The 26,492-nt window shown below is 69.7% G+C and carries 27 protein-coding genes and 1 pseudogene; 21 read left to right on the forward strand and 7 right to left on the reverse strand.

From position 1 onward, the window contains the following. From E2493_RS19020 to E2493_RS19040, 5 genes and pseudogenes are all read left to right on the forward strand, one after another. Positions 1-768: pseudogene (locus E2493_RS19020) on the forward strand (DNA mismatch repair endonuclease MutL); the annotation flags it as partial. A 292-nt stretch (positions 769-1,060) separates the two neighbouring features. Continuing rightward, positions 1,061-2,941, forward strand: a complete 1,881-nt coding sequence (locus tag E2493_RS19025; protein WP_167737638.1) for a hypothetical protein — start codon at positions 1,061-1,063, stop codon at positions 2,939-2,941. Between the two features lie 35 nt (positions 2,942-2,976). Beyond that, positions 2,977-3,495 carry a hypothetical protein gene (locus E2493_RS19030; protein ID WP_135090060.1) on the forward strand — a complete coding sequence of 173 codons (519 nt, stop codon included), beginning with the start codon at positions 2,977-2,979 and terminating at the stop codon, positions 3,493-3,495. A 2-nt stretch (positions 3,496-3,497) separates the two neighbouring features. After that, a complete protein-coding gene (locus tag E2493_RS19035) occupies positions 3,498-4,208 on the forward strand; it encodes a hypothetical protein (protein ID WP_225421595.1) in 711 nt (236 codons plus the stop codon). A gap of 36 nt (positions 4,209-4,244) precedes the next feature. Next, positions 4,245-4,925, forward strand: a complete 681-nt coding sequence (locus E2493_RS19040) for a hypothetical protein (protein WP_135090062.1) — start codon at positions 4,245-4,247, stop codon at positions 4,923-4,925. A 4-nt stretch (positions 4,926-4,929) separates the two neighbouring features. On the opposite strand, the gene ilvC is transcribed toward E2493_RS19040, so the two are convergent. Both ilvC and miaA read right to left on the reverse strand, forming a co-directional pair. Beyond that, positions 4,930-5,919, reverse strand: a complete 990-nt coding sequence (gene ilvC, locus E2493_RS19045) for a ketol-acid reductoisomerase (protein WP_135090064.1) — start codon at positions 5,917-5,919, stop codon at positions 4,930-4,932. Positions 5,920-5,975: 56 nt separating this feature from the next. Then, positions 5,976-6,917 (reverse strand): tRNA (adenosine(37)-N6)-dimethylallyltransferase MiaA, encoded by a 942-nt coding sequence (miaA, locus tag E2493_RS19050; protein ID WP_135090102.1) that lies wholly within the window; start codon positions 6,915-6,917, stop codon positions 5,976-5,978. Between miaA and serB the strand changes: the two genes are divergently transcribed. Then, complete coding sequence (gene serB, locus E2493_RS19055; protein WP_135090066.1) at positions 6,916-7,794, forward strand: phosphoserine phosphatase SerB; 879 nt, start codon at positions 6,916-6,918, stop codon at positions 7,792-7,794. The genes miaA and serB overlap by 2 nt on opposite strands. A 38-nt stretch (positions 7,795-7,832) precedes the next feature. On the opposite strand, the gene E2493_RS19060 is transcribed toward serB, so the two are convergent. Then, a complete protein-coding gene (locus E2493_RS19060; RefSeq protein WP_225421596.1) occupies positions 7,833-8,120 on the reverse strand; it encodes a hypothetical protein in 288 nt (95 codons plus the stop codon). A 124-nt stretch (positions 8,121-8,244) separates the two neighbouring features. Beyond that, positions 8,245-9,288, reverse strand: a complete 1,044-nt coding sequence (locus E2493_RS19065; RefSeq protein ID WP_135090070.1) for an SPOR domain-containing protein — start codon at positions 9,286-9,288, stop codon at positions 8,245-8,247. Positions 9,289-9,482: 194 nt separating this feature from the next. On the opposite strand from E2493_RS19065, the gene E2493_RS19070 reads away from it, so the two are divergent. From E2493_RS19070 to E2493_RS19080, 3 genes are read left to right on the forward strand one after another with little or no spacing between them, the layout of a single operon-like run. Further along, positions 9,483-10,211 carry a ParA family protein gene (locus E2493_RS19070; RefSeq protein WP_135090072.1) on the forward strand — a complete coding sequence of 243 codons (729 nt, stop codon included), beginning with the start codon at positions 9,483-9,485 and terminating at the stop codon, positions 10,209-10,211. A 16-nt stretch (positions 10,212-10,227) separates the two neighbouring features. After that, positions 10,228-10,809 carry a hypothetical protein gene (locus E2493_RS19075; protein ID WP_135090074.1) on the forward strand — a complete coding sequence of 194 codons (582 nt, stop codon included), beginning with the start codon at positions 10,228-10,230 and terminating at the stop codon, positions 10,807-10,809. 14 nt (positions 10,810-10,823) lie between these two features. Beyond that, positions 10,824-12,197, forward strand: a complete 1,374-nt coding sequence (locus E2493_RS19080) for an SPOR domain-containing protein (RefSeq protein WP_135090076.1) — start codon at positions 10,824-10,826, stop codon at positions 12,195-12,197. A gap of 35 nt (positions 12,198-12,232) precedes the next feature. Here E2493_RS19080 and E2493_RS19085 read toward each other — a convergent pair whose 3' ends face one another. From E2493_RS19085 to E2493_RS19095, 3 genes are read right to left on the reverse strand one after another with little or no spacing between them, the layout of a single operon-like run. Continuing rightward, the gene (locus tag E2493_RS19085; protein ID WP_135090078.1) at positions 12,233-13,159 is read right to left on the reverse strand and encodes an aspartate carbamoyltransferase catalytic subunit; all 927 of its coding nucleotides are present in this window, start codon (positions 13,157-13,159) and stop codon (positions 12,233-12,235) included. 43 nt (positions 13,160-13,202) lie between these two features. Next, complete coding sequence (gene ruvX / locus E2493_RS19090) at positions 13,203-13,664, reverse strand: Holliday junction resolvase RuvX (RefSeq protein ID WP_135090080.1); 462 nt, start codon at positions 13,662-13,664, stop codon at positions 13,203-13,205. Further along, entirely contained in the window at positions 13,661-14,845 is a 1,185-nt protein-coding gene (locus tag E2493_RS19095; protein ID WP_135090082.1) for a DUF3089 domain-containing protein, read from the reverse strand. Before E2493_RS19095 ends, ruvX begins: the two co-directional genes overlap by 4 nt. Before the next feature lie 99 nt (positions 14,846-14,944). On the opposite strand from E2493_RS19095, the gene E2493_RS19100 reads away from it, so the two are divergent. The 12 genes from E2493_RS19100 to E2493_RS19155 all read left to right on the forward strand — a co-directional run bounded on the left by E2493_RS19100 (position 14,945) and on the right by E2493_RS19155 (position 26,399). Then, positions 14,945-16,657 carry a DUF4153 domain-containing protein gene (locus E2493_RS19100; protein WP_135090084.1) on the forward strand — a complete coding sequence of 571 codons (1,713 nt, stop codon included), beginning with the start codon at positions 14,945-14,947 and terminating at the stop codon, positions 16,655-16,657. A gap of 96 nt (positions 16,658-16,753) precedes the next feature. Continuing rightward, on the forward strand, positions 16,754-17,041 hold the full coding sequence (gene gatC / locus E2493_RS19105; protein ID WP_135090086.1) for an Asp-tRNA(Asn)/Glu-tRNA(Gln) amidotransferase subunit GatC: 288 nt from the start codon (positions 16,754-16,756) through the stop codon (positions 17,039-17,041). Then, positions 17,041-18,522, forward strand: coding sequence for an Asp-tRNA(Asn)/Glu-tRNA(Gln) amidotransferase subunit GatA (gatA, locus tag E2493_RS19110; RefSeq protein ID WP_135090088.1), 1,482 nt, complete (start codon positions 17,041-17,043; stop codon positions 18,520-18,522). Before gatC ends, gatA begins: the two co-directional genes overlap by 1 nt. A gap of 40 nt (positions 18,523-18,562) precedes the next feature. Then, positions 18,563-20,035, forward strand: a complete 1,473-nt coding sequence (gatB, locus tag E2493_RS19115; RefSeq protein ID WP_135090090.1) for an Asp-tRNA(Asn)/Glu-tRNA(Gln) amidotransferase subunit GatB — start codon at positions 18,563-18,565, stop codon at positions 20,033-20,035. Positions 20,036-20,300: 265 nt separating this feature from the next. Further along, positions 20,301-20,567: a hypothetical protein gene (locus E2493_RS19120; protein WP_191993028.1), complete on the forward strand. Its 267-nt coding sequence runs from the start codon at positions 20,301-20,303 to the stop codon at positions 20,565-20,567. Positions 20,568-20,707: 140 nt separating this feature from the next. Then, complete coding sequence (locus tag E2493_RS19125) at positions 20,708-21,007, forward strand: hypothetical protein (RefSeq protein ID WP_135090092.1); 300 nt, start codon at positions 20,708-20,710, stop codon at positions 21,005-21,007. Between the two features lie 57 nt (positions 21,008-21,064). Further along, complete coding sequence (locus E2493_RS19130) at positions 21,065-22,399, forward strand: nicotinate phosphoribosyltransferase (protein WP_135090094.1); 1,335 nt, start codon at positions 21,065-21,067, stop codon at positions 22,397-22,399. A 121-nt stretch (positions 22,400-22,520) separates the two neighbouring features. After that, positions 22,521-23,285, forward strand: coding sequence for a hypothetical protein (locus E2493_RS19135; RefSeq protein WP_135090096.1), 765 nt, complete (start codon positions 22,521-22,523; stop codon positions 23,283-23,285). Beyond that, complete coding sequence (locus tag E2493_RS19140) at positions 23,282-24,499, forward strand: M48 family metallopeptidase (RefSeq protein ID WP_135090098.1); 1,218 nt, start codon at positions 23,282-23,284, stop codon at positions 24,497-24,499. Before E2493_RS19135 ends, E2493_RS19140 begins: the two co-directional genes overlap by 4 nt. 14 nt (positions 24,500-24,513) lie before the next feature. Further along, the gene (locus E2493_RS19145; protein ID WP_135082842.1) at positions 24,514-25,128 is read left to right on the forward strand and encodes a hypothetical protein; all 615 of its coding nucleotides are present in this window, start codon (positions 24,514-24,516) and stop codon (positions 25,126-25,128) included. Between the two features lie 63 nt (positions 25,129-25,191). Beyond that, positions 25,192-25,668 carry a sterol desaturase family protein gene (locus E2493_RS19150; protein ID WP_135082840.1) on the forward strand — a complete coding sequence of 159 codons (477 nt, stop codon included), beginning with the start codon at positions 25,192-25,194 and terminating at the stop codon, positions 25,666-25,668. Then, entirely contained in the window at positions 25,665-26,399 is a 735-nt protein-coding gene (locus E2493_RS19155) for a fatty acid desaturase (RefSeq protein ID WP_135082838.1), read from the forward strand. Before E2493_RS19150 ends, E2493_RS19155 begins: the two co-directional genes overlap by 4 nt. The last annotated feature ends 93 nt before the right edge of the window (positions 26,400-26,492 follow it).

Raw genomic sequence — 26,492 nt, forward strand, 5'->3', positions numbered from 1 at the left:
CCCGCCGCCGCCGAGGCCGCGCCCTGGTGGAGCGGCGGCGCGGCCGGCGAGGCCGCCCAAGCGCTCGCCGCGGCCTTCCCGCCGCCGAGGAACGGCCAGCACAATGTCTGGGAAACTCGCGACGCTTATGCGCCGGCACCGCTGGCGCGGGCCGAGGCGGCGGTCGCGCAACCTCCGGAAGCGACGCGTTTCCCGCTCGGCGTCGCCCGCGGCCAGGTCGCCGCCACCTATATCGTCGCCGAGGCCGAGGACGGGCTGGTCCTGGTCGATCAGCACGCCGCCCACGAGCGGCTGGTGCTCGAACGGATGCGGCGCGCGGTCGCCGACGGCGGCGTCGCCCGCCAGGCCCTGCTGCTGCCGGAGGTCGTCGAGCTCGACGAGACGGCGTGCGACCGCCTCGACGCGCGGATCGGCGAGCTTGCCGAGATGGGACTCGAGCTCGAGCGATTCGGGCCGCGCGCGATGCTGGTCCGGGCGACTCCGGCGCTGCTCGGCAACGGCAATGTGATCGGTCTCGTCGCCGATCTCGCCGACGAGCTCGCCGCCTTCGACGAGGCGCTGTCGCTGAAGGAGCGGCTCGATCACGTCGCGGCGACCATGGCCTGCCACGGCTCCGTGCGCGCCGGCCGCATCCTCTCGGTGGCGGAGATGAACGCCCTGCTGCGCGAGATGGAGGTGACGCCGCACAGCGGCCAGTGCAATCACGGCCGCCCGACCTGGGTGAAGCTCGCCCATAACGACATCGAGAAATTGTTCGGCCGGAAGTGAGGCGCGGCCGCGGCTCGGCCGGCGCGAAGCTGCAACAATCGATACATCAAAGCGCAGCTCCCGGCACATTCCCGCAACGCGGCGCACCTAGCAAGGGCCCGATCCAAGGTCCTTAGAAGGGGCGGGCAGGGGCCCGCAGTCGCAGCGCCGCGTCATGAGCCAGGCAATCCTCTCCCACAGCTGCGACGCGGCAGGCCCGTGGGGCGCCATGGCCTCCCGGCCGCGCCCTCGGGCGCGCGCTTTGGCATTGGATGCGGCCATGCTATCCACGGCGCGCTTGTGGGGGCTGCGTATGGCAGGAAGATTTCGGTCAGGACTGCCGGAGCGCGTGCCCGATTTCGGGCGCGGCGCCGTCTGGGCATTTCGCCTCGTCTGGATCGCCGCCTTCCTGCTCGCCATCGCCGGCCCCGTTGCAGGGACCTGGCAGCGCCTCTCCGCACCGGCGCAGAACAGCGCGCTCGTTCCCGGCAGCCGCGCCGGCCTCGCGCTGGGCGAGGACGATCTGACTCGCATTCGTTTCCCGGTCGGACCGGCCGCCGCGGCCGCCGGCGTGCGCGCCGGCGACGAGCTCGTGGCGATCGACGGCATCGCGCTGTCCGCCAGGGTGCCGATGCCGTCGGCGGACGGACCGCTGCCGCCCGGCACCACCGAGGCCGATTACGCCCTCCTGGGCGAAATTCTCTACGGCACCGAGAGCCGGCCGATCGTCCTCACTCTCGCAGGCGCGGACGGCCGCCGCCGCGACGTCACCGTCACCACCGGTGAGCAGCATATCGAGAAAGCCGCAGCCGGCCTCGGCCTTCCCGCCTGGCTGCTGTCGCTGGTCGATCTCGTTCACCTGCCGACCTATCCGTTCCTGCTCGCCTCGGCCTGGTTCCTCTGGCGCCGGCGCGAGGAGGACGTGGTCAGCTCGATCGTGTCGCTCGCCATCCTGCTGACGATGGCGGCCGAGCAGCCGTCGGCGAGCTTCTTCGCCGCCGCCGGCCTCCCGGAATGGGCGCATCGCATCCTCTACGATCTCGGCAACATCCTGCTCCTCGGCGGGATCATGCTCTTCCCCTTCGGTCGGCTGCGTCCGCTCTGGGTGCTCGTGCTCATCGCCGCATTGCCGTCGCTTCTGTTCGTCAGCGGAAATGTCTACCGAATCCTGTTCATCGCGTTGATGGCGCTGGCGGTCGACACTTTGTTCCGGCGGCTGCGGCGGGCGCCGCAGAACGACGAGCGCCAGCAGCTGAAATGGGCGCTGTTCGGCTTCGCCGGTTACGCAATGCTGATCGGCGCGGCGCTCACCGCCGACATGCTGAAGCTCGACGTGGGCAGCTTCGGCGGACAGCTCGCGCTCGAGGTCACCGCCGGCTTCGCCTTCGGCCTCGGCTTCCTCCTGCTCCAGCTCGGTCTGCTCGTCGCGCTCGTCAAATACCGGCTCTACGACGCCGAGGCGGTGATCAGCCGCTCGATCTCGATCGCCTTGATCACCGTCATCCTCGGCGCGGCCTTCGCCGGCGTCATGGAGGGGGTGAAGGAGATCATCCTGCGGGGCTTCGGCCAGAATGCGGGGTCGATCGCACCGATCGTCGGAACCGCTGTCTCCACCATCCTCGTCGCGCCGGTCTACGAGCGGGTGCAGGGCTGGACCGAGCGCCGCTTCCACCGCAAGCTCGTCGATCTGCGCGAGGGCCTGGCCGGATGCCTTCGCGACATCCGCCACTTCGCGCCGCTGTCCGACGTGGTGCGCGAGGTGCTCGACCGGGTCGAGGCGGGCGTGCGGCCGCGACGGCTGGCCCTGGTCGTGGAGGGCAAAGTGATCGAGGCGCGCGGGATCGACGACGCCTCGGTCTCGGCCTGGCTCGCCACCGAGAGCCCGGCTCCGGCAGGCGCGCTGGACTTCGTGCCGGCGGATAAGACCTTCTCGATCCGTCTTCCGCTGCGCCCCGAGGAAGGGCCGCTGCTCGGCTGGCTCCTGGTCGGCGCGCGGCCGGACCGCTCCTGCCTCAGCACGGCCGAGCGCGACGCGCTGATCGAGATCGTCGATCCGACCGCCCGTGCCGTTCGCCTGGTGCTGAAGCGCGAGGACAGGGAACAGGATCTCGCCGCCACGCTCGCCGGTCTGCAACGGCAGATCGATACACTCACCGACCGCCTCCGCATTGACCGTGCGGGCACTGCGGCATAGGCTCGACCCGAGAGGGTTCATGGGGGAACTCACTGATGTTAAACAAAGTTATCGCCGCCTCGCTGATCATCGCGCCACTTGGCGCGATCGCTCCGCCGGCAAGCGCCGCAGCCTTCGTCGGCCAGGACGAAGGCGGCTCGGCGCAATGCGACGAGACCAAGAAGAAGAAGCGCAAGGCGCTCGGCGGCTTCCTCGGCGGCATGGCCGGCAACGTCTTCGGCCGCTCCGCCTTCGGGGGGACGGTCGGAGGACTTTTCCCGACCGGCGAGTTGCTCTCGGAGGCGCTGATCGCGATCCTCGACTGCAAGGAGCAGCAGCAGGCTGCCAAGGCCACCGATGACGCCATGCGCGGCGGAGTCGGCACCACCGCGACTTGGACCAGCGAGACTCGCCCGAACGTCTCCGGTTCGTCGAGCGTCACAGGCCGCGAGCAGCTCGCCGACGGCAGCACCTGCATGACCGTCAGCGATGTCGTCATCGTCGACGGCGAGGAGACCACGGCGCCCAAGCGTCTGTGCCGCAAGCCCGGCACCAGCAAGTACGTTCGGGTGTGACCGTGCGCTGGCTTTCCCTCCTGCTCGGCTTCGCCGCACTCGCCTCGGCGGAAGGCACGATCGCGCAGGAGGCCATGGATCCGGTCAATCCGACCTGCCCGAAGAGCCTCAACTTCTCGACCTACCGGCAGATGCGGTTCACGGTCGAGGAGATCAACGGGCTCCGCGTGCTCCGCGCCGAAGGCGCGATTGACGAGACCGTCCCGGAGCGTCTCAAGGCCGCACTGGACGGAGCCGACGGCGTGATCGACGAGATCTGGGTGCGCTCTCCCGGTGGCAACGCCGGGGCCGGAAGCGCGGCGGGAAAGCTGGTTCGCCAATCGGGTATACCGACGCGCATCCCCAAGGGGTGGGCCTGCTTCTCGGCCTGCAACTTCCTGTTCATGGGCGGCGAGGCGCGCTTCATCGACGAGGGCGGGATCTTCGCGGTGCATATGTTCACCCACACCGGCAATCGGGAAGCGATCGCGAACGAGGTCTCCGGCGGGGAGAGCAAGGCGATCGCCCTGATCGGCACCGTCGAGCAGGAATCGGCCCTCCTCGCCAGCGAGGACAATGATTTCCTGATCCGGATGGGTATCTCGCGAAAGCTGCTGACCGACGTAATGTATCGTCAGAAGGCGATCAGCGAGCAGGGGTCGGACCGCTCCACGAGGCGCTGCCTGACCGTTGCGGAAGCGATCGGATATGGGGTCGCCCACCCAGAGCCATAGAAATATCAACCCTGTAAGAGCGGGAGCTTAATCATCATGAGAGCTTCGAAATCGTCCCTCGCGTTGGTCGCCGCTGCGTTCCTGGCACTCCCGGCCGCCGCGAACGCTGGCCTCGTCCTGCGTTCGGCCGGTCCCTCGGCCAAGGCCTATCCGCCGGGCAAGTCGGTCGCCGACAGCGCGTCGATCCAGCTCCAGCCGGGCGATATCGTCACCGTGCTGGTCTCGAACGCGACCCGGGTGCTGCGCGGGCCGGGCGCGTTCAAGCTCGGCGCGGCGACCAAGGTGGCGGCGGCGTTCAATGCGCGCGGGCGTTTCGGCGCGATGCGGGCGGGAGAAATTCCGTCCAGTCCGAGCCTCTGGCATGTCGACGTCTCGCAGAGCGGCACCGTCTGCGTCTCGCCTGACGTCGGCGTGAAGCTCTGGCGACCGGAGAAGGACGGCGCCGTGACGCTGGCGATCGCCACTCCTGCGGGCACGACCGAGAAGGTCGAATGGGCCGACGGCAAGGACGAGCTCGCCTGGCCGGCCGCCGTGCCGCTCGCCGACGGCGAATACCGCCTGAGCTGGACCGGCAACGACGATCCGACCAAGGTGAAGTTCGCCCGGCTGTCCGCGGTGCCCGATGATCCCGCCGGTCTCGCCTCGGCGCTGATCGAGAAGGGGTGTCAGTCCCAGCTCGATCTGTTCATCGACAACGCGCCGACCGAGGCGCCCTGACGCTTCAGCCTGCGCGCGGGGCGGAGAGCTGCCGCAGCCGGCGACCGACCGCCTCGATCGGGTGATCGGCCGCCTGCGCGCGGTTGACGCGCAGGCGCGGATAGCCCGCCTCCGCGTCGCGGAGCAGCGACTCGACGAAGCGGCCGCTGCGGACGTCGCGCAGGATCCGCCGCATCTCGGTGCGCGTGTCGGCGGTGACGATCCGGCTGCCGCCTTCCAGGGCGCCGAATTCGGCGGTGTTTGAAATCGCCTCGCGCATCCCGGCAATGCCGCGCTCGTAGATGAGATCGGCTATGAGCTTTACCTCGGTAAGGCATTCAAGATACGCGACTTCCGGCGAAAAACCGGCTTCCACCAGAGTCTCGTAGCCGGCGTGGATCAACTCGGGAATCGCGCCCCAGAGGACGGCCTGCTCGTTGAACAGATCGGCCTCGCACTCCTCGGCGAAGCTGGTCGGCAGCATGCCGACCCGGCCGCTGCCCAGCGCACTGCCATAAGCGAGCGCCAGCGCGCAGGCCCGTCCGCTCGCGTCCTGCCCCACGGCGAACAGCGCGATGAGCCCGGAGCCTTGCTCATACAGGCTGCGAAGCGCCGTGCCCGGCCCCTTCGGCGCGACCAGCAGGACGTCGAGGTCCGGCCTCGGCACGATCAGCCCGAAGCGGATCGCGAGGCCGTGCGCGAAGAGCAAAGCGCCGCCCTGGCGCAGGTTCGGCGCGATCGCTTCGGCGTAGATGGCCGCCTGCGCCTCGTCGGCGGTGAGCATGACGGCCAGATCGGCGCGCGCGGAGGCCTCGGCCGCCGTCATGACGTCAAAACCGTCCTGCGCGGCCCGTGCGCGGCTGCGCGACTCCGCCGGCAGCCCCACGGTGACACGGACGCCGCTGTCGCGAAGGTTCAGGGCCTGCGCACGGCCCTGGTTGCCATAGCCGATCACGGCGACGTCGAGGCTTCGGATCAGGCCGAGATCGGCATCGGCATCGAAGAAGGCGTCCATCCCGTCGCGCTAGGCGATTAGCCGTCTCGCGGCAATGTGCCCGCGCGCCCGCGGACTCAGGCGGCCGCCGCATTGCCCGGCTCGAGCAAAGCGAGCGCGCCGGAGTCGGCGGTGTCGAGCGGTCCGTTCCACCGCGGCCACGCATCCGGCGGCTGATGGGCGAACCAGGTATATTGGCGCTTGGCATATTGGCGGGTGGCGCGCCGCCCCGCTTCGAGCGCCTCCTCGCGGCCGAGCTCGCCGCGCAGAAACGCTGCGATCTCCCGCACACCGATCGCGCGCATCACCGGCAGGGCCGGATCCAGACCTCGCTCTAGAAGCAAGGAAACTTCCGCAATGCCCTGATCCTGAAACATTTCGTCGAAACGGCGGTCGCAGCGTTCGTAGAGCCAGGGACGCGGCGGGAGAAGCAGCAGCGGGCGAAGCACGACCCTGTCCTCGATCCCGCCCGTCCGCTCGCGCTGCCAATGGGCAAGGCCGTGTCCGGTCGAGCGGACGACCTCCAGCGCCCGCGCCACCCGCGTGGTGTCGCTCGGCCGGAGACGCGCCGCCGCCTCGGCATCCTCGCGGGCGAGCGCCGCATGCGCCTCGGCGACCGGCAGGCGCCGCACCGCCTCGCGAATGTCCGGATCGATCGCGGGGACCGGCGCGATCCCCTCGAGCAATGTCCGTATGTAGAGGCCGGTCCCGCCGACCAGGATCGGCAGCCGCCCTTCACCATGGGCAATCTCGATCTCCCGCCGCGCGTCGGCCGCCCATTCCGCCGCCGAGCAGGGGCTGGCGCCGTCGCGCGTGCCGTAGAGGCGGTGGGGCACCTCTTCCTCCTCTGTGATCGAGGGCCGGGCGCTGACGATCCTGAGGTCCCGGTAAACTTGCGCGGAATCGGCGTTGACGATGACCGACGCGGAGCGTCTGGCGAGCGCAAGGGCGAGGCCCGACTTGCCGCTCGCGGTCGGCCCCGCGATAAGCGCGACCGCCGGAAGCGAAGAGGAAGACATGTTCATCGCCACACTGATAGCAAAGCAGCGGCTCGCGGGCGGCGATATTTCTCACGCGGAGGATGCGCTTCGCGCTGCCGGCATCGAGCCGATGGGGCGCAGCTGGATCGAGGAGGACAAGGCTTGCGATCTCCTCTTCTCGGCGGATCCGGCGCCGGCGCGCAGCGCTCTCGAGGGGCGCTTCGCCGGAGTCGACGTGATCGTCCAGGGTGAGGCGGGACGCCGCAAGCGGTTGCTCGTCGCCGACATGGATTCGACGATGATCACCGTCGAATGCATCGACGAGCTCGCCGATTATGCCGGCCTGAAGGCCGAGGTCGCGGACATCACCGAGCGCGCGATGCGCGGCGAGCTGCGCTTCGAGGAGGCGCTGCGTGCGCGGGTGCGGCTGCTGGAAGGCCTCGACGAGGCCGTCATCGACCAATGCCGTAGCGAGCGCGTGCGGCTGATGCCCGGGGCCGCTTCGCTCGTCCGGACGATGCGGCGCGACGGGGCGCTGACCATTCTCGTCTCGGGCGGCTTCACCCGCTTCGCCGATCCGCTCGGCGCCGAGATCGGCTTCGAACGGGTGATCGCCAACCGCCTGCTCGGCGCGGAGGGCAGGCTGGACGGCACGGTGGCCGAGCCGATCGTCGGCGCCGAGACGAAGAAAGCGACACTGCTCGACGGCCTTGCCGAGCGCGGGCTGGAGGCGGAGGACGCGCTCGCGGTCGGCGACGGCGCGAACGACATTCCGATGCTGCAGGCCGCCGGCTTGGGCGTCGCTTATCATGCCAAGCCGGCCGCGGCCGCGGCGGCGGACGCGCGGATCGAGCAGGGCGACCTGACCGCGCTGCTTTATGCGCAGGGTTATGCCCGCGCCGAATGGGCGGATTAGCAGGATCGAGGGGGTAGGCCCGCCGGGGCTCCGCTGGTCTAGCGCGGAGACGGGCGGCTCATGTCGGCGGCGATCGCGGCCAGCGCGAAGCCGACCGAATGCTCGCCGCAGGCGAAGCCCAGGCGGACCCCGTCGTGCGCGACCGCCTGGACGGTTCCGTGGATCGTTCCGGCTTCCGGATGGCGAAGCTCGACCTCGGCTCCGAGCGTCGGCCGCGCATTGGTCTCGAGGAAGGCGCCGCGCGCACTCACCTCGCGAAGCGCAGCGGGGGAGACCTGGTCGGCGACGAGCACGCACATCCGCCGGCGTCGCCAACGCGTCGCCATGCGCTCCCCACTGCCGATTCGCGGCCGTGCACCCATCTGCTGTCCCCGCTTTCCCTTTGACCCGACCCTATTCGGCGGCCGCAAAGGAAGCGTTAATGGGGGCCGCCGTGGCGATGCGGATCGCTCAGGGAGCGACCGGGAAGCAGGCGGCGCCGGCCTGCTTCGCGGCGGCGCAGATGCGGTCCGCGGCGGCCTTGCTGGGGAGCGGCCCCGCCTGCAGGCGGGTGACCGCGCCGGCGGCGACCAGGGCCGGCTGCAGGCCGGCGAGACCGCCGACGCGGCCGCGCAGGCTCTCCCACTGCTTCTTTGCGTTGGCCTGGGTGGAGAAGGCGCCGAGCTGGACCCGCCAGCCGCGGCCGCTGGCCGCGGGCGTCGCGGCGGGAGCCGGTGCGGCGGGCCTGGGAGCCTGCGCCGTCTTCACCGGCGCGGGCGAAGCCTTGGCTGGTGCCGGCGCCGGCAGGGTCGACTGGATCGCCGAGTTGGACGGCGGGACCGTGGCCTTGCCGACGCTGCCCGGCACCTGTGCCGGCCGCGGCGGCGCCTTGCCCTGCATCTCGCGGGAGAGGGCCAGGCCCTGCTGCCGCTGCGCGAGCGGGATCAGCTTGTCCATCTGCTGCAGGTTGCTGACGGCGAACGGCATGCCCTGACCGGCGGCAAGCTGCATCAAGGCATAAGCGCGGGGCCAGTCCTTCTGCAGCAGATCGCCGTTGAACAGCTCCGTTCCCAGGACATATTGCGCACGCGGATCGCCCGCATCCGCGGCCTTGCGGATCCACGGCATCGCACGCTGGCGCTCGCCGTTCTGATGGAGGATCAGCCCCAGATTGGCCTGCGCCTGGGCATGGCCCTGCTGCGCCGCTTTCTCGAACCAGCTCTGCGCGGTGCGCAGGTCCGCGGGCACGCCGCGGCCGAGCCGATAGGCCTGGCCGAGGTTGAACTGAGCATCGGCGTTGCCGCGATCGGCCACCGGGCGCCAGGTCCGGACGGCGCCGGCGTAATCGCCGGCCTGCCAGGCATTGATGCCGGCCTGGACCGAGGCGGCGCCGGCCGCGTCGTTCTGGGCTGCGACCTCTGCGCCGGCGGCGGCGTAGGAGACCGCACTGCCGGTCGCGACGAGCAGGGCTGCGGCGGCGACACTGCCGAGAAACTTCCGGCCCGTAATCTGCATGGCTGAACTCCGTTCGGTATTTGCCCGGGTCGTTACGCTGGAAAGGGTTAAGGGCGCCTTAGCATAGCGGAGGGGGGCGCGGCGGGCGATGACGTCAAGCCGCAGCAATGGTGGCAAAACGTCGCTCCGTTAACCGAAATTTAGCCGAGGCGGGCGCAGACCGCAGCCACCAGCCTTGGGAGCCGAGGGGAATCATGCGGGTTTTGGCACTGTCGTCGCAAAAAGGTGGATCGGGCAAGACCACCCTTTCCGGCCATCTCGCCGTCCAGGCGGAGCGCAGCGGGGCAGGGCCCGTCTGCCTGATCGACATCGACCCGCAGGGCTCGCTGGCCGATTGGTGGAACGAGCGCGAGGCCGAATTGCCGGCCTTCGCCCAGACCACGGTCGCGCGGCTCGCCTCCGATCTCGAGGTGCTGCGGGGCCAGGGGTTCAAGCTCGCCGTCATCGATACGCCGCCGGCGATCACGATGGCGATCCAGAGCGTCATCCAGGTCGCCGAGCTGATCGTCATCCCGACCCGCCCGTCTCCGCACGATCTGCGCGCGGTCGGCGCCACGGTCGACCTATGCGAGCGCGCCGGAAAGCCGCTCGTTTTCGTCGTCAATGCCGCGACTCCCAAGGCGCGCATCACCTACGAAGCCGCCGTCGCCCTTTCGCAGCACGGCACGGTGGCGCCGGTGACGCTCCACCACCGCACCGATTTCGCGGCCTCGATGATCGACGGCCGCACGGTGATGGAGGTCGATCCCAAGGGCAAGTCCGCTCGCGAGGTCGAGGAGCTCTGGGACTATATCTCGGATCGGCTCGAGAAGAATTTCCGCCGCACCGTCTTCACCGCGCCGGGCGGCTTCTCGCCGCACGCGCCGCATGCTCCGGTCCAGCGTCCCGCCGGGGGCTTCGGCCGCCGCGTCGTCGGCCAGTAAGAGGGAGCGGCGTCCGATGCGCGACACCAAGCCTTTCGCTTCGCTCTCCTCCGGCCTGCTCGCCCGCAAGGGCGCCGCGAAGCCCGCGATGCGCCCGCAGGGCTTCGCCGGCTTCGGCAGCCATCAGCTCGACGATCTCGGCTGGAACGACATGGGCCATGCCGAACCGGCCCATCGCCCCGACGTCGCACCGCTGCACGGCACCGCCGGCCTGACGCCGTCCGGATCCCGGGCGGCGTCCGAGCCGACCGTGGTGGCGCACCAGCGCGCCCTGGAGCATCAGTTCGCGGCGGAGCCCGTTGCCGAGGCGCCCGTTGCCGAGGCGCCTGTCGTCGAGGCGCCCGTCTTCGAGGCAGCCGCCGCCGAGGCGGCGCCGATCGTTCCGATGCCCCGTCGCCGCAGCGATCCCGGCAAGGGCAAGGCGGCGTTCACCCTGCGCCTCGACACCGACCGGCATCTCAAGCTGCGGCTCGCCTGCGCGCTGACCCGCGTCTCGGCGCAGCAGCTGGTGACCGGCGCCCTCGACGATTTCCTCAAATCCCTCCCCGAAGTCGAAAAGCTGGCCGAGCGCGTGCCGGCAGACGCTTCGGGCCGCTGAGCGGAGTGGCAGACATGAACAGCAGCAAGGTCCTGAAGTTCGGCATGGCCGGTCTCGCGATCGCGGGATCGATGGTCGCCTGCACCCCGGGCACCCAGAGCTTCCGCCCGAGCGCGGCCGCGGCCCGCACGCCGAAGGCCGAGCAGGAGGCGGTGACCCTCTTCGCCAAGGCCAATGCGGCGGTACAGAGGGGGGATCTCGCCAATGCCCTCGCATACACCGAACAGGCCGTCGAGCTTTCGCCGCGGGACGTCGGCTATCGCATGCTGCTCGCCGATCTCTACCTGAAGAACGGCCGCTTCCAGTCGGCCGCGACCACGTTCGAGGACGTGCTCGCCCTGGATCCGTCCAACCTGCGCGCCGGCCTGTCAGCCGCGCTTTCGCGCACCGCCCTCGGCCAGCGCGGCGGCGCGATCGCGCGGCTCGACGAGATGCACGATGCTCCTGCCGCGGACCTCGGCCTCGCTTATGCCCTGGCCGGCGACACGGCGCGCGCGATCGCGCTACTGGAGCCCGCCGCGCGCGAGGAGGGCGCCCCGGCGCGGGTGCGGCAGAATCTCGCCCTGACCTACGCTCTCGCCGGTGACTGGGCGCGCGCGCGCACCACGGCCGCGCAGGACATCGCGCCCGATCAGCTCAATGCTCGCCTCCAGCAATGGGCGACCCTCGCGCAGCCCAAGGCGCCTTCGGATCAGGTCGCCGCCCTGTTCGGTGTGACGCCGGCGGCGAGCGACGCGGGCCAGCCGACGCGCCTCGCTCTGGCGCCGACGCAGAGCGACGGCACGGCCCTCGCCGCCGCCGAGCGCGTCGCCGCACCGGAGTCCGCGCCGATCCAGCAGGCTTCGTATCAGCCCGCCGATGTATCGCCTGCCGTTCCGGCCGCCGAGACCAAGGTGAAGATGGCCGAAGTCTCCGATTGGGTCTCCGCCGCCGCGCCGGACGCCGCTTCGCAGGAAGACACCCAGCCGGTCTATGCCGCTGCGGTACAGTCCCTGGTGACGCCGCAGCCGGCCGTCATCAAGGCGTCGGCGGCCCAGCCGCTCGCGCGCAGCTTCGATGCCGCCAAGCCGAAGCCGGCCATCGCGCAGGGAACCGGCCGCTTCGCCGTCCAGCTCGGCGCGTTCAGCTCGCCCGCCGCGGTCGAGCGCGCCTGGGCCCAGGCGTACAAGCGCTACGGTTTCGGCGAGCAGACTCCGTTCAGCACGATCGTGAAGCTCCCCAAGGGTACCTTCCACAGGCTCTCGGTGGCGGGCTTCGCCAGCCATGAGGACGCCTCGCGTGTCTGCCGAACGGTGAAAGCCAAGGGCGGCGTATGCTTCGTCCGTGCCGTTGCCGGCGACGCGCCGGTGCAATGGGCGAGCCGCTACACCAACGTCAGCCGCGGCTGACTGTCTCCCGCCTCCGGCGAAGGAGAGGCACAGCCTCAGTCCCGCCGGTCGCGGGTAAGGACGTCCAGCACGGCCATCCGCACCGCGACGCCCATCTCGACCTGCTCGAGGATGGCGGAGCGGTCGCGGTCGTCCGCGACGTCGCTGGCGATCTCGACGCCGCGGTTCATGGGGCCCGGGTGCATCACGATCGCGTCCGGTGCCGCGCGCCGCAGCCGATCGCGGGTGAGGCCGTAGCGGGCGTGGAAATCGTCCAGCGGTCCCGAGACGCTCGCTTCCATCCGCTCGCGCTGGATGCGCAGCATCATCACCACGTCCACGCCGTCGATCCCTTCGTCGAGGTCGGTGAAGGCGGGGAGGCCGCGGCTGTCGTCCGGGAGCAGGGCGGGCGGCGCGACGATCCGCAACTCCGCGCCGAGCTTGGGAAGGAGGCGCATGTTCGATCCGGCGACGCGGCTGTGCCGGATGTCGCCGCAGATCGCCACCTTCAGTCCCTCGATCCGGCCCTTGCGGCGGCGCATGGTCAGCGCGTCGAGCAAGGCCTGGGTCGGGTGCTCGCCGGTACCGTCGCCGGCATTGACGACCGCGCAGCCGACCGCCGCCGCGACCTCGGCGGCAGCGCCGGTCTCCGAATGGCGGATCACCATCACGTCGGGGCGCATCGCGTCGAGCGTGAGCGCGGTGTCGATCAGCGTCTCGCCCTTCTGCACCGAAGAGCCGGCGGCATGGAAATTGGCGACGATCGCGCCGAGCCGCTTTCCCGCGACCTCGAACGAGAACAGGGTGCGGGTGCTGTTCTCGAAGAAGATGTTGAACTGGGTGAGCCCGGCCAGCCTCTGGTCCTGCTTGCGCGCCCGGCGGTTGAAAGCGGCCCAGCCCTCGGCCTCGTCGAGCAGCGTCAGGATGTCGTCGCGGGTGAGATGCTCGATGCCGAGCAGGTGGCGATGGGCGAAGCTGGACATGCGCCGCCGATAGGCTGCGACCACCGCGGCGGCAAGCAGGCGCTCAGCCCATCATCAGGCCGTCGATCGCGCCCTGGAGGATGTAGGCCGCGGCCATCTTGTCGACCAGCTCGGCGCGGCGAGCACGACTGGCGTCGGCGTCGAGAAGGGCGCGGGTCACCGCCTGGGTGGACCAGCGCTCGTCCCACAGCAGGATCGGGAGGCCGAGCGGCGCCGCGTTGCGGGCGAAGGCGCGGGTCGACTGGGTACGGGGGCTGTCGGTCCCGTCGAGGTTGAGCGGCAGGCCGATGACGAGCCCGCGCACGGTCTCGCGCGTCGCGAGCAGCCGGAGCTTCTCGAGATCGGCCTGGAACTTGCCGCGGCGGATCAGCTCGGCAGGCGTGGCGATCGTCCAGCCGGCGTCGCACAGCGCCACGCCGATCGTCTTGGTGCCGACGTCCAGCCCCATCAGCCGCCCGCCTGCAGGCAGCGCCGCCCGGAAGTCGCTGACCCGCGCCGAGATCATCGGCCGGTGAAGCCCGCCAGGCGCGCGGCGGCATCGGCGCGGATGTTCCGCCAGAACAGAGCGTAATCGTAGACGTGATAATTGTTGCCCGGGAGGACGTAGGGACCGAGGTCCGGCTTGTCCTCGCCGATCAGCAGGAAGCCGCGCACGTCGCAGCGGGCGCCGACCGCCGGGACCTTCAGCTCGCCCTCGGTCAGCGCCTCGTTCGGCACCAGCATGCCGAGATTGGCCGTGGCCGGCGCCTCGCCGCTGCGGATCCCGGTCAAGGGATTGACGCACAGCATCGGCGATCCGGCGCGGCGGACGCCGCCGGGACCGACCGAGGCGTCGTAGACGTCGGTGACCATCTTCGGATCGGCCGGCTCCGCGAAGGTCTGCCAGCTCACCACGCAGCCCGCCTGCTCCCGCGTCTCGCAGGCCGGAAGGCCGAGGGCGGGCAGATCGGCGGTGACCGAGACCGGCCAGCCGACGACGTAAGCGGCGGCCACGCGCTTCGCGAGCGGCGTGCCGGCGACCCGCTCCTCGAGCAGGCGGAGCAGGTGGAGGCTGCCCTGGCTGTGGCCGGCGAGGATGATCGGCCGGTCCTGCGGCGCCCGGGCGAGGAAGGTCTCGAAGGCGGCGAGGACGTCGCGATAGGCGAAGTCGAGCGCCTTGTGCGCATCCTCCTTGGTGGTGAGGAAGGCGCCGAACGTCGCCTGCCGGTATTTGGGCGCCCAGATCTCGGCGACGTCGTTGAACGCGCTCGCCTGGCTGCGCACGAACAGGCGGGCGCGCCATTGCGAATCCTGGTGATCGAGCGGCGCGTTCCAGGCCGATTTCTCGAGATAGGAGGTCGGGTGGATGAAGAAGAGCGACGCGCGGGGCGCCGCGCTTCGGCCGACGCCGGGCGGAGTCCACAGCGCCGGATTGTCCTTGAGGTCCGGACGAGCGATCCACATGTCGGCCCGGTCGTAGAGCTTCGCCGCCGGCGGCGGGCCGCCGGCAAAGCGCGCGCCCGGCACCATCGTCAGCCGCATCAGCTCGGCACCGTAGAAGCTGTAGGCGAGCCGGGCGATCACCGCGAGGACGATCAGGCCGGCCACCACCCAGAGGAAGCGGCGGGCGAGGTTGGAGCGCGGGCGCTTCGCCCTGGCCGGCCGGCCGGGCGCGGTCTCGTCTGCGATTTGCCCGGCGTCCGACATCAATTCCTCCGAAAGTGCATCGCGGCTGCACAAGCCGATGGCAGAAGAGGATGCAAGGGATAAGAAGGTCGTGACGGAGGCGGAAGGATGGAGCCTGAGATGAGCGAGTCGGTGCCGATCGATCACGCGCCATGGCCCGCGCGCGCGCTACTCCTGGCCGCGCTCGGCATCGTGATCGGTCCGGTGATCCACCTGCTGGTCGAGAGCGCGTCCGCGAACCTGTGGAGCGAGGCGCCCCTGGCCATGGCGGGAGCAGCCTTTCTCGCCGTCGGCGGCGTGGCGCTGGCCTTGTCGCTCGAGCGGCTGCGCTGGCGCTGGTCCGCTGGTTTCGCGCTCGGCGTGGGCGTGGTGGTCGCGCTCGTGGGCTGGTGGAACGGCGCCCCTGGCGAATGGGGCGCCGGCGAAGGCTGGCAGTTCTTCTCTTCCTTGCTCGCGACAGCGATCGCCTTGCCCCTGTTCCAGACCGCGCGCGACGAGGGCGGCCTTCGGATCGGCCCGTCCGTCGCGCTCTACCATGCCTGGACCAACGTGATCCTGTGGTTCGCCGCCTGGGGATTCGCCCTCGCCACCTTCCTGCTCGTCCTGCTGCTCGGCGCGCTGTTCGATCTGATCGGTCTCAGCATCCTGCGCACCCTGTTCGACGCGGAATGGCCGGTCTGGATGCTGGTGTGCGGCGCGTTCGGCGGCGCCGTCGGCCTGCTGCGCGATCGCGACAGCGTCGTCGGCGTCCTGCAGAAGGTGGTGCGGGCGATCCTCTCCGTGCTGGCGCCGGTGCTCGCCGCCGGTCTGCTCGTCTTCGTCGTCGCCCTGCTGTTCACCGGGCTCGAGCCGCTCTGGGAGAAGACCAAGTCGACCACGCCGATCGTGCTCGTCTGCCTGCTCGGCGCGGTGGTGCTGATCAACGCGGTGATCGGCAACAGTCGGGAGGAAGAGGGGCGGGCGGCGCCCCTGCGCTGGTCGGCGATGGCGCTGGCGGCCGTGATGCTGCCGCTCGCGCTCGTCGCGGCGGTCTCCACGGCCAAGAGGATCGACCAATACGGTTTCACCCCCGATCGTCTCTGGGCGCTGGTGTTCGTCGGCGTGGCGATCGCCTTCGCCGGCGCCTATCTGGCGGTGCTGGTCCGCGGCCGCGGCGCCTGGGGCAAGATGCTTCGGCGGGCGAACGTGCGCCTCGCCGTCGGCATCTGCCTGCTTGCCCTGTTCCTGGCTCTGCCGATCGTCAGCTTCGGCGCGATCTCGACTCGTGATCAGGTCGCACGGCTCGAGCAGGGCCGGATCACGCCGGATCGGTTCGACTGGGCGGCGCTGCGCTTCGACTTCGGTCCGGCCGGGCGCAGGGCGCTCGAGCGGCTGGCGCGGAGCGGGTCGCCGGCGGTCCGTGCGAAGGCGTCAGCGGCGGTGAAGGCGCAGGATCGCTGGGCGCTCAAGGCACCCGAACTCACACCGGCCGAGCGACTGCGGCGCGATCCGCCGAAACTTGTCGTCACGCCGGCAGGCGCGAAGGTGCCGGCGGGGCTGGCGGAGGCCGTCGCCATGACTGGGCGGTGCACGGTCGAAACCTGCCGGCTGGAGCTGGGCCATCCCGAGCAGCCGATCCTGATCAGCGTGCCCTGCAGGAATTGCGAGATCGAGATCGACGTCTTCGCGCGGCACGCGATCGGCTGGACCCGCCTCAAGAGCTTCGCGCCGCCGCCGCCCGTGCGCACGGTGGACGCCGCCGGTGCGCTGCCGACGGCGACGGTGGAGATCCGCGCCGTCGAGAAGCGGCAGGTCTTCGTCGACGGCAAGCCGGTCGGCCCGGTCCTCAATTGAGGCGAGACCGGATGGACGCCTTGATGCAGCGCAGCACTTGGTGCTAGCGCCGCCGGCGAGGGCCGCCGTGCGGCCGCGTCATCCGATAGGGTCAGAATGTCCGTCGACACCGCCACCGTCCGCCATATCGCGCGCCTCGCCCGCATCGCCGTCAGCGATGCCGAGGTCGAGGCGCTCGCGCCCGAACTGAACAACATCCTCGGCTGGGTCGAGCAACTGCAGGAGGTCGACGTCTCCGGCGTCGAGCCAATGACCGCGGTCATTCCGAACCACCTGCGCCTGCGCGAGGACAAGGTGACCGACGGCGGTATCCGCGAGGCGGTTCTCGCCAACGCACCCGTGGCCGAGCACGGCTTCTTCGCCGTGCCGAAGGTGATCGAGTGATGAGCGATCTCACCCAGCTCGGCGTCGCCGCGATCCGCGACGGCGTCCGCGACGGCGCCTTCTCCGCCCGCGAGATCGCCGAGGCCTTCATCGCCCAGGTCGAGAAGGGCAGGGCGCTCAACGCCTTCGTCATCGAGACCCCCGAGCACGCGCTCGCCGCCGCCGACGCCGCCGACGCGGCGCGGGCCGCCGGCGCGCTGAAGCCGCTGTCGGGCGTCCCGCTCGGCATCAAGGACCTGTTCGCCACCAAGGGCTATCAGACCACCGCGGGCTCCCACATGCTGGAGGGCTTCAAGCCGGTCTATGAATCGACGGTCAGCGGCAATCTGTTTGCCGCCGGCGCCGGCATGCTCGGCAAGCTCAACATGGACGAGTTCGCGATGGGCTCGTCCAACGAGACCAGCTTCTTCGGCAACGTCCTTTCGCCGTGGCGGCGCAACGACGGCGGCAACGCCGCGCTGACTCCGGGCGGCTCTTCGGGCGGCTCCGCCTCGGCGGTCGCGGCGCGCCTCGCGCCGGGCGTCACCGGCACCGACACCGGCGGCTCGATCCGTCAGCCGGCCGCCTTCACCGGCATCTCGGGGATCAAGCCGACCTACGGCCGCTGCTCGCGCTTCGGGATGGTCGCCTTCGCCTCCAGCCTCGACCAGGCCGGACCGATGGCGCACGACGTCCGCGACTGCGCGATCATGCTCGAGGCGATGGCCGGCTTCGATCCGAAGGATTCGACCTCGCTCGACCTGCCGGTGCCGAATTGGGAGGCGAACCTCTCCAGCGACATTCGCGGCAAACGCATCGGAATCCCCAGGGAATATCGGATCGACGGCGTACCGGCCGAGATCGATCAGGTCTGGGAGCAGGGCATCGCCTGGATGCGCGATGCCGGCGCCGAGATCGTCGAGGTCTCGCTGCCGCACACCAGATACGCGCTGCCGACCTATTACATCATTGCTCCGGCCGAGGCCTCGTCGAACCTCGCGCGCTACGACGGCGTGCGCTACGGCCAGCGTGTCGCGCCGGAGAACGGCAACCTCACCGATATGTACGAGGCGACCCGCGCCGCCGGCTTCGGCGCCGAGGTGAAGCGTCGGATCATGATCGGCACCTATGTGCTCTCCGCTGGCTTCTACGATGCCTATTTCAACCAGGCGCAGAAGGTGCGGGCGCTGATCGCGCGCGACTTCGAGCAGGCGTTCGACAAGGTCGACCTGCTGCTCACCCCGACCGCGCCGTCGGCCGCCTTCGGGCTCGGCGAGAAGACCGCCGATCCGATCGCCATGTATCTGAACGACGTTTTCGCGGGTCCCGCCAGCCTGGCCGGCCTCCCGGCGATGGCGGTTCCGGCGGGTCTCGACTCGCAGGGCCTGCCGCTCGGCCTTCAGCTGATCGGCCGCGCGCTCGACGAGCAGGGCGTCCTCAACGCCGCGCTCGCCTTCGAGGAGCGCGCCGGCTTCACCGCCCGTCCGGAGGCGTGGTGGTGATGGTGCGCTTCGAAACCCACTCCGTCTTCGGAACAGACGCATGAGCAACTATCGCATCCAGGGTGCTACCGGCGAATGGGAGGTCGTGATCGGCCTCGAGGTCCACGCCCAGGTCACCTCCGCCGCCAAGCTCTTCTCCGGAGCGTCGACCGAGTTCGGCGCCGAGCCGAACAGCCAGGTCAGCCTCGTCGACGCGGCGATGCCGGGCATGCTGCCGGTGCTGAACCAGGAGTGCGTCCGCCAGGCGGTGCGTACCGGCATGGCGCTGGAAGCGCAGATCAACCCCTGGTCGCGCTTCGACCGGAAGAACTATTTCTACGCCGATCTGCCGCAGGGCTATCAGATCAGCCAGCTCTATCATCCGATCGTCGGAGAGGGCGAGATCGAGATCCTCCTCGACGAGAAGGACGAGAGCTCGGCCAAGAAGGTCGGCATCGAGCGCATCCACCTCGAGCAGGATGCGGGCAAGCTGATGCACGACCAGCACCCCAGCTTCTCCTACGTGGATCTCAACCGCTCCGGCGTCGCGCTGATGGAGATCGTCTCCAAGCCCGACATGCGCAGCCCCGAGGAAGCGGGTGCCTATATCCGCAAGCTGAGGTCGATCCTGCGCTACGTCGGCAGCTGCGACGGCAACATGGAGCAGGGCTCGATGCGCGCCGACGTCAACGTCAGCGTGCGCAAGCCCGGCGCGCCGTTCGGCACCCGCACCGAGACCAAGAATGTGAACTCGGTCCGCTTCATCATGGCGGCGATCGAATACGAGGCGAGCCGCCAGGTCGACGTGCTCGAGAGCGGTGGCACCGTCGTCCAGGAGACCCGCCTGTTCGATCCGGACAAGGTCGAGACCCGGTCGCTCCGCTCGAAGGAGGAAGCGCACGATTATCGCTACTTCCCCGATCCGGATCTGCTTCCGGTCGAGCTCACCGACGCGTTCCTCGAGGAGTGCCGCGCCTCCCTGCCCGAGCTGCCGGATGCCAAGCGCCGCCGCTACGAGACGGTGCTGGGCCTGCCTGCCTACAACGCTTCGGTGCTGACGGCCGAGGTCGATACCGCGCGCTGGTTCGAGGAGTTGCTCGGCCATCTCGGCGAGGCGCACGCCGTGCGCGCGTCGAACTGGGTGATCTCCGATCTGTTCGGGGCGCTCAACCGTCTCGGCCGCAGCCTCGCCGACAGCCCGGTCACCGCGAAGCAGGCCGCGGAGCTGCTCGCCCTGATCGCCGACGGCACGCTGTCGGGCACGCTCGCCAAGCAGGTGTTCGAGCTGATGCTCGAGACCGGCCAGGATCCGGGCGTCATCGTCGAGGAGCGGGGGCTCAAGCAGACCTCCGATACCGGCGCGATCGAGAAGGTGATCGCCGATGTCCTCGCCGCCAACCAGGACAAGGTTTCCGAATATCGCGGCGGCAAGGACAAGCTCTTCGGCTTCTTCGTCGGCCAGACGATGAAGGCGATGGCCGGCAAGGGCAATCCCGCCGTGGTCAACGAGCTGCTCAAGAAGGCGCTCGGCTGAGCTCCGCCCGGCGTCGGCGCCGGGCGGCTCCTGCTACGATCGAAACACAAAGCCGATGGCGCGGCCATCCGGCAGCCACAGGGCGTGGGCAGAACGGCAGCATATCCTGCGAGGGACGCTGCCGGTCGACACCGCCCGCAAGCTTTTCGCCGAGCCTGTCCCGGATCGTGACAGCGGCGAAAACATTCATCGGGCATTCAACCCGTCGATGGCATTGCACGTTTCACCGCAGGCGTAACGAATTCTCTGCGGAGGGAGTAAGACAATGTTGAGGGCTATCCAGGGTGACCGTTCTTTCCCGCACGACCCGTCGCTGCGCGGTTATCAGATCGTCTACCGGCCGGGCGAGTTCAACGCATGCCCGGGCTGCGGACGCAGCCACTGGCACGTCGGACGCATCTCCGCCGAGTGCGGCTTCTGCGGCACGGCGCTGGCCCTGGCGGACACCGGCATGACCGGCGTGGGCATCCTCTACAGGCCGCATCCCAAGCCCGATCTCTGGGCCGTAGACGGCTTCGACCAGGCGGCCTGAACGGGTCTTGCGCGGTGCGCGGGACCTCGCCCGGCGACCGCCTGCGCACCTATTGACGCCGATCCAAAAAATTTTCCGCTATCTCGCTCCGCCCACGTCTTTTTCCCGCTACGAAGCAAGTAGCGGGAAGGGAGTGGGTTGTGAGCTTGAGCGAAGGGTTTGAAGCGACTTTTCAGGCAGACGAGGATCATCGCGAGTGCGGCGCCAGCCAGCGCGTGCTGTTCCGCTCCGGCGAGGCCCGGACCTGCCCCGATTGCGGCGCCTCGCAGTGGATCATCGGCCGCCGTCTCGCCGAATGCGGCAACTGCAGCGCCGCCGTTCCGCTCGCCGAAGTGAAGCTCAACGGCGCCGGCGCCTTCCGCAGCCGCCATGTCTGGTGGCGTCCCCGCGAGGCGCGCAGCTGGTCGATCAAGAGCGGCGCCTCGTTCGCCGTCTACTGACCGCCCCGGCGGCTTCCGACTCTAGGCGGCCGCCGCGAGCCCGCTTAAGGACGCGGGATGGATTTCGCCCGCCGCGCCTGGGACCATAGCTTCCCGATGGACCCGATCGTCCGCACCTTGCTGGACACCGATTTCTACAAATTCCTGATGGGGCAGATGATCTGGAAGCGGCACCTCGACGTCGAGGCCGGCTTCGCTCTGTCCAACCGGACGAAGACGGTCCGCCTCGCCGAGCTGATCGATCCCGGCGAGCTTCGCGAGCAGCTCGATCATGTCCGCAGCCTGACCTTTCGGGCGAACGAGCTGGTCTGGCTGCGCGGCCAGACCTTCTACGGCCAGGAGGGCATGTTCACGCCCGACTATATCGAGTTCCTGCGGACCCTGCGGCTGCCCGACTATTCGCTCGGCGCCGATCCCGAGACCGGCCAGATCGTGTTCGAGACGCATGGCCGCTGGGCGGAGACGACCTTCTGGGAGATCTACGTCCTCTCCGTGGTCAACGAGCTGCGCAACCGCGCGGTGCTGAAGACGATGGGCCGCAGCCAGCTCGACATCCTGTTCGCACGGGCGAAGGTGAAGCTCTATGCCAAGCTGGAGCGCCTCGCCGAGCTCGAGGATCTGAACCTCACCGAGTTCGGCACGCGGCGGCGACACAGCTTTCTCTGGCAGGAGCATTGCGTGCTCACCGCCCAGGAGGTGCTCGGGTCCGCCTTCACCGGCACGTCCAACGCGTACCTTGCGATGAAGCACGGTCTCGAGGCACGCGGCACCAACGCCCATGAGCTGCCGATGGCGCTGGCGGCCTTGTGCCCGGACGACGACGAAGGCTGCCTGCGCGCCTCCCAGTATCGCGTGCTCGAGCAATGGCAGGAGAGCTACCACGGCGGGCTGCTCGTCTTCCTCTCCGACACCTTCGGGACCACCCAGTTCCTGCGCGACGCGCCGGACTGGGTCGCCGGATGGACCGGCGCGCGTCCCGATTCCAAGCCGCCGATCGACGCCGGCGAGGAGCTGATCGCCTTCTGGCAGGCGCGGGGCGCCGACCCAACGGAGAAGCTGATCATCTTCTCCGACGGGATGGACGTGTCGATCCCGGGCTTCAGAGCCAACGGCAGCGACATCGTCGACGTACACCGGCATTTCCACGACAGGGTGCGGGTCGGCATCGGCTGGGGCACTATGCTGACCAACGACTTCATCGGCTGCCATCCCGCCGATGCCGACGCGCTGAAGCCGATCTCGCTCGTCTGCAAACTGGTGTCGGCCAACAGCCGGCCGGCGGTGAAGCTCAGCGACAATGCCAGCAAGGCGACCGGCCCCGCCGCGGAGATCGAGCGCTATCGACGGGTGTTCGGCAGCGAAGGCGTCACCCGGAGCGAAACCCGCGTCTGAGCCGGCGCTCGCTTTCGGCTCCGGAACGAGCGCCGCACGGGCGCGTTTTCTCTAAGTCGTTCAGCTGTCTTGCCTTTGCTCGCTGCATGCGGGCCGGAGCAGGCCGGCCGGGAGTCGAGACATGCGCCGTGGGTTGCTCGTCCTGTTCACCGCTTCCACCCTCGCGCTCGGCGGCTGCGTTCAGACCAAGCAGATCGCCGACGTGCAATTCGCTCCGCCGCAGGGCGATTACAGCCTGATCGTTATGCGGCCCGACGTGACGGTGGGGCTGGTCACCGCCGGCGGCATGATCGAGCCGCGGGCCGATTGGACCGAGCAGGCCCGCACCAATTTGCTGCGCGCGCTCGCCGACCAGCAGGCCGATCGGGGAGGACGCACGCGGATCCTCGAGACGCGCGACGGCGTGCAGGGCGTCAGCGCCGAGACGGTCGCCGAGCTCGAGCGGCTCCACCAGGCGGTCGGCAACTCGATTGCGCTTCACAAATATCTCGGTGTCACGCTGCCGACGAAGCGGCGTCAGGGCGTCGACTGGACGCTGGGCGAGGACGCCGTCCGCTTCGGCCGCGCCACTGGCATGGATTATGCCCTGTTCCTCCATGCCCAGGACAGCTTCGCGTCGAGCGGACGAATTGCGCTGCAGGTGCTCGGGATAGCGGGCTGCTTCATCGGTTTCTGCGCGCCGCAGAGCGGCGGCGGTCAATCAGCCTACGCTTCGCTCGTCGACCTCAGGACGGGGGAGGTGGTCTGGTTCAACGTCCTCCAGACCGGCAGCCTCGCGCCCGGGGTGGGCTTCGGCGATATCCGCACGCCGGAGGGCGCGGCGCAGATGGTCGAGCGGCTGCTCGGGCGGATGAAGGCGGGACGCCTGGTGAGGGAGCGGGAATGAGCGTCGCGCTCACCCGCCGAAGCCTGATCGCCGGCCTTGGCTGCGCCTGCTGCGCCGGCTTTGCCGTCGACGCCCAGGCCCGCATTCCCCCGCGGAGCATGAAGCCGCTGGTCGGGGCCGGCCACCGGCCGGAGGACAAGGACGAGCAGGGGCTTTGGCAGCAATATGAAAGGGTGGAGGAGGAGATCGCCGGCTCCAACCTCCTCCTCAAGGATCCGGCGCTGATCACCTATCTTCGCGATCTCGGGGAAAAGGTCGGCGGCCCGGCGGCGCGGGACCTGCGCGTCTATCTCGCCCACGTTCCCGAATTCAACGCGTTCATGGCGCCCACCGGCTTCATGGTCGTCTTCTCGGGGCTGTTGCTGCGCATGCGGGACGAGGCGCAGCTCGCCGGCGTGATCGCGCACGAGGCGGGGCATTTCCTGCGCCGCCACCAGATCCGGATGTGGCGCGACATGAAGCGCAAGACCGCGGCGCTGAACTTCCTCGCGATGGGGGCAGGAGTCGGCGGAGCCGCCGGCGGCTTTTACGCGGGAGACCTCATCCAGCTTGCCCAGTTCGGGACCATCCTCTCGCTCTTCGCCTACAGCCGCGAGCTCGAGGCCGAGGCCGATGCGATGGGCATCGTCCAGGTCAGCGAGGCGGGCTACGCGCCGACGGCGATGCCGGAGACCTGGCAGCAACTGATCGCCGAGACCGAGGCCAGCGCCGCGTTCCGCCGCAAGCGCGCGCGCCGCGGCTATTCCCTCCTGGCGACCCATCCCGCGCCCGAGCAAAGGATGATCGATTTGAGGGCCTCGGCCGCGGAGCTGACGAGCGCACGCACGGTCGACCGCGGTCGCGAGCGCTACCTGCGCGCCATCGGGCCGCATCGAAAGACGTTCCTCGACGATCAGGTCAAGCTCAACGATCCCGGCGCCAGCCTCTTCCTGATCAACACGCTCGCCAGGGACGGATGGAACGGGCTGCTGCATTATTATGAGGCCGAGGTGTGGCGGCTGCGCGGGCGCCGCGGCGACGACGCGGCGGCGGCGAATGCTTATGCGGCCGCCATCGCTTTCCCGGATGCTCCGCCGGAGGCTTGGCGGGCGCACGGCTACGCGCTGCTGAGGAGCGGTCGGCGGGAGGAGGGCAGAGCGGCGCTCGGCCGCTATCTGGCGCTTGCGCCGACGGCTCCGGACGCCGCGATGGTCCGGCACACGCTCAGCCAGTGAGAGGAGGACGAGGGATGCGCCGTTGCTTGTGCTCGCCGGGGCTCGCGGCGCTGGCACTGTTGTCGGGCTGTGCGGGCGGCGGTCTCGGCCTCGGCCGCTACTCGCTGGTGCGGCCGGAGCCGGAGGCGGTCGCGCGCGACACCATGTTGGTGACGCCGACCATCGCCTGGAACAAGGCGCCGCGGGGACGCTACGACATCGATCGGGAGGAGAATTGGACGCTGAACGGACCGCTGCTCGACGGCCTCACCTTCATCGGCGGGCTGGAGAACGACAAAAGGATCGTCCGCCAGCGCAGAAAGGCCGATCGGCTGGTTCCGAACTTCCGCGCCGACATGTCGCCGCAGGACATCGCCGCAATGATCGAGAGCTTCTACCGAATCCGCGGCGGAGCGACGCGCTTCGAGATGACCGGGCTCCAGCCGCGTACCTTCCTCGGCCGCTCCGGTTTCCAGTTCGACTACACCCATCTCGGCGGCGACGAGGTCGAGCGCCAGGGCAGGGCCGTGGGCGCGATCATCGACGGCCGCTTCTACCTGGCGCTCTTCGACGCTGCGAAGATGCACTATTTCCCGGCCGGGCTGCCGGAGTTCGAGCGCATCGTGGAGAGCGCGCGGCTCAGGGGCTGAGGCGGTGCCGATAGGTCAAAGGACCAGCTGGACCCGCTTTCGGCACGCGCCTATTCACTGCGGATGGGCCCTGCCTGGCTGCTCAACATTGCCCTTCTTGCGGTCACCGTCCTAGCGATGGAGGCCGGCGCCTGGGCCGTCCACCGCTACGTCATGCACGGCTGGGGATGGGGCTGGCATCGTTCGCATCACGAGCGACGCGAGGGCCTGTTCGAGCGCAACGATCTCTACGGTTTGCTCTTCGCCATGATCAGCCTGCTGCTGTTCCTGGTCCTGCCGGCCTTGTGGCCGCCGCTCTGGTGGGTGGCCGCCGGTACCCTGGTCTACGGCCTGCTCTACACTCTGCTCCACGACGGGCTGGTGCATCGCCGGCTGCCGTTCGTCAAGCCGCCGCGGCGCGGCTATCTGAAGCGGCTGGTGCAGGCGCACCGGCTTCACCACGCGACGCGGGGCCGCGAAGGCGCCGTCTCGTTCGGCTTCCTCTACGCGCCGCCCGTCGCGCGGCTCCGCGGGGTGCTGCGCGCCCGGAGCGGATCGTGAGCCCGCAACGGCAGACGGCGATCGGCCTTGGTCTCACCGCCGCGATCGTCGGGGCCTGGGCCGCGCTGCACGTCTATGCGGTGTTCTTCTTTCCGCTGGCGAAGGGCGGTGTCCCGGCCGCGGCCCTGCTCGTCGCTTTGCTCTGCTGGCTCGACGTCGGCCTGTTCATCGTCGCGCACGATTGCATGCACGGCTCGCTCGCCCCCGGCCGCCCGAAGCTCAATCGCGCCGTGGGACGCCTCGCGCTGGCGCTTTATGCCGGCTTCTCCTTCGATCGCCTGCGGCCGAAGCATTTCGAGCATCATCGCCGGCCCGGGACCGCTCACGATCCGGACTTCTCCGTCTCCCACAAGAGCCGCTTCTGGGGATGGTATGCGGCTTTCTTCCGCCAGTATTTCGGGCTTCGCGAGCTGGCGGTGCTCAGCCTGCTCGTCGCAATCTACCTGCTGCTCGGCGCGCCATATCCCAACCTGCTGTTGTTCTGGGCGACGCCCGCGATCCTCTCCTCGCTCCAGCTGTTCCTGTTCGGCACCTATCTTCCCCACCGGCCCGGAGCCGGGCGTTTCCCCGACCGGCATCGGGCGCGGAGCAACGGCTACGGCACCCTCGCGTCGCTGCTCAGCTGCTTCCACTTCGGCTATCATCACGAGCATCATCTCGCCCCCCAGCTTCCCTGGTGGCGCCTGCCGGCCGAGCGGGCGCGGCGGCTCAGCCCAGCCCCGCCTCGATGAGATCGGCGGCTCGGACGACGCCGCCCGCCTGCGCTATGTCTTCGCCGATGCGCCGCGCGGCAGCGGCATGGCCGCCCTCCAGAACGCGGGCGA

The organism is Sphingomonas parva (ex Maeng et al. 2020), assembly GCF_004564275.1.
In the GTDB taxonomy this organism is placed as follows: domain Bacteria; phylum Pseudomonadota; class Alphaproteobacteria; order Sphingomonadales; family Sphingomonadaceae; genus Allosphingosinicella; species Allosphingosinicella parva.

Excerpts from the sequence above, each read along its gene's own strand:
- E2493_RS19025 (WP_167737638.1), top strand. The coding sequence starts at position 1,061 with ATGGCAGGAAGATTTCGGTCAGGACTGCCGGAGCGCGTGCCCGATTTC.
- E2493_RS19030 (WP_135090060.1), top strand. The coding sequence starts at position 2,977 with ATGTTAAACAAAGTTATCGCCGCCTCGCTGATCATCGCGCCACTTGGC.
- E2493_RS19040 (WP_135090062.1), top strand. The coding sequence starts at position 4,245 with ATGAGAGCTTCGAAATCGTCCCTCGCGTTGGTCGCCGCTGCGTTCCTG.
- ilvC (WP_135090064.1), bottom strand. The coding sequence starts at position 5,919 with ATGGACGCCTTCTTCGATGCCGATGCCGATCTCGGCCTGATCCGAAGC.
- serB (WP_135090066.1), top strand. The coding sequence starts at position 6,916 with ATGTTCATCGCCACACTGATAGCAAAGCAGCGGCTCGCGGGCGGCGAT.
- miaA (WP_135090102.1), bottom strand. The coding sequence starts at position 6,917 with ATGTCTTCCTCTTCGCTTCCGGCGGTCGCGCTTATCGCGGGGCCGACC.
- E2493_RS19060 (WP_225421596.1), bottom strand. The coding sequence starts at position 8,120 with ATGGCGACGCGTTGGCGACGCCGGCGGATGTGCGTGCTCGTCGCCGAC.
- E2493_RS19065 (WP_135090070.1), bottom strand. The coding sequence starts at position 9,288 with ATGCAGATTACGGGCCGGAAGTTTCTCGGCAGTGTCGCCGCCGCAGCC.
- E2493_RS19070 (WP_135090072.1), top strand. The coding sequence starts at position 9,483 with ATGCGGGTTTTGGCACTGTCGTCGCAAAAAGGTGGATCGGGCAAGACC.
- E2493_RS19075 (WP_135090074.1), top strand. The coding sequence starts at position 10,228 with ATGCGCGACACCAAGCCTTTCGCTTCGCTCTCCTCCGGCCTGCTCGCC.
- E2493_RS19080 (WP_135090076.1), top strand. The coding sequence starts at position 10,824 with ATGAACAGCAGCAAGGTCCTGAAGTTCGGCATGGCCGGTCTCGCGATC.
- E2493_RS19085 (WP_135090078.1), bottom strand. The coding sequence starts at position 13,159 with ATGTCCAGCTTCGCCCATCGCCACCTGCTCGGCATCGAGCATCTCACC.
- ruvX (WP_135090080.1), bottom strand. The coding sequence starts at position 13,664 with ATGATCTCGGCGCGGGTCAGCGACTTCCGGGCGGCGCTGCCTGCAGGC.
- E2493_RS19095 (WP_135090082.1), bottom strand. The coding sequence starts at position 14,845 with ATGTCGGACGCCGGGCAAATCGCAGACGAGACCGCGCCCGGCCGGCCG.
- E2493_RS19100 (WP_135090084.1), top strand. The coding sequence starts at position 14,945 with ATGAGCGAGTCGGTGCCGATCGATCACGCGCCATGGCCCGCGCGCGCG.
- gatC (WP_135090086.1), top strand. The coding sequence starts at position 16,754 with ATGTCCGTCGACACCGCCACCGTCCGCCATATCGCGCGCCTCGCCCGC.
- gatA (WP_135090088.1), top strand. The coding sequence starts at position 17,041 with ATGAGCGATCTCACCCAGCTCGGCGTCGCCGCGATCCGCGACGGCGTC.
- gatB (WP_135090090.1), top strand. The coding sequence starts at position 18,563 with ATGAGCAACTATCGCATCCAGGGTGCTACCGGCGAATGGGAGGTCGTG.
- E2493_RS19120 (WP_191993028.1), top strand. The coding sequence starts at position 20,301 with ATGTTGAGGGCTATCCAGGGTGACCGTTCTTTCCCGCACGACCCGTCG.
- E2493_RS19130 (WP_135090094.1), top strand. The coding sequence starts at position 21,065 with ATGGATTTCGCCCGCCGCGCCTGGGACCATAGCTTCCCGATGGACCCG.
- E2493_RS19135 (WP_135090096.1), top strand. The coding sequence starts at position 22,521 with ATGCGCCGTGGGTTGCTCGTCCTGTTCACCGCTTCCACCCTCGCGCTC.
- E2493_RS19140 (WP_135090098.1), top strand. The coding sequence starts at position 23,282 with ATGAGCGTCGCGCTCACCCGCCGAAGCCTGATCGCCGGCCTTGGCTGC.
- E2493_RS19145 (WP_135082842.1), top strand. The coding sequence starts at position 24,514 with ATGCGCCGTTGCTTGTGCTCGCCGGGGCTCGCGGCGCTGGCACTGTTG.
- E2493_RS19150 (WP_135082840.1), top strand. The coding sequence starts at position 25,192 with ATGGGCCCTGCCTGGCTGCTCAACATTGCCCTTCTTGCGGTCACCGTC.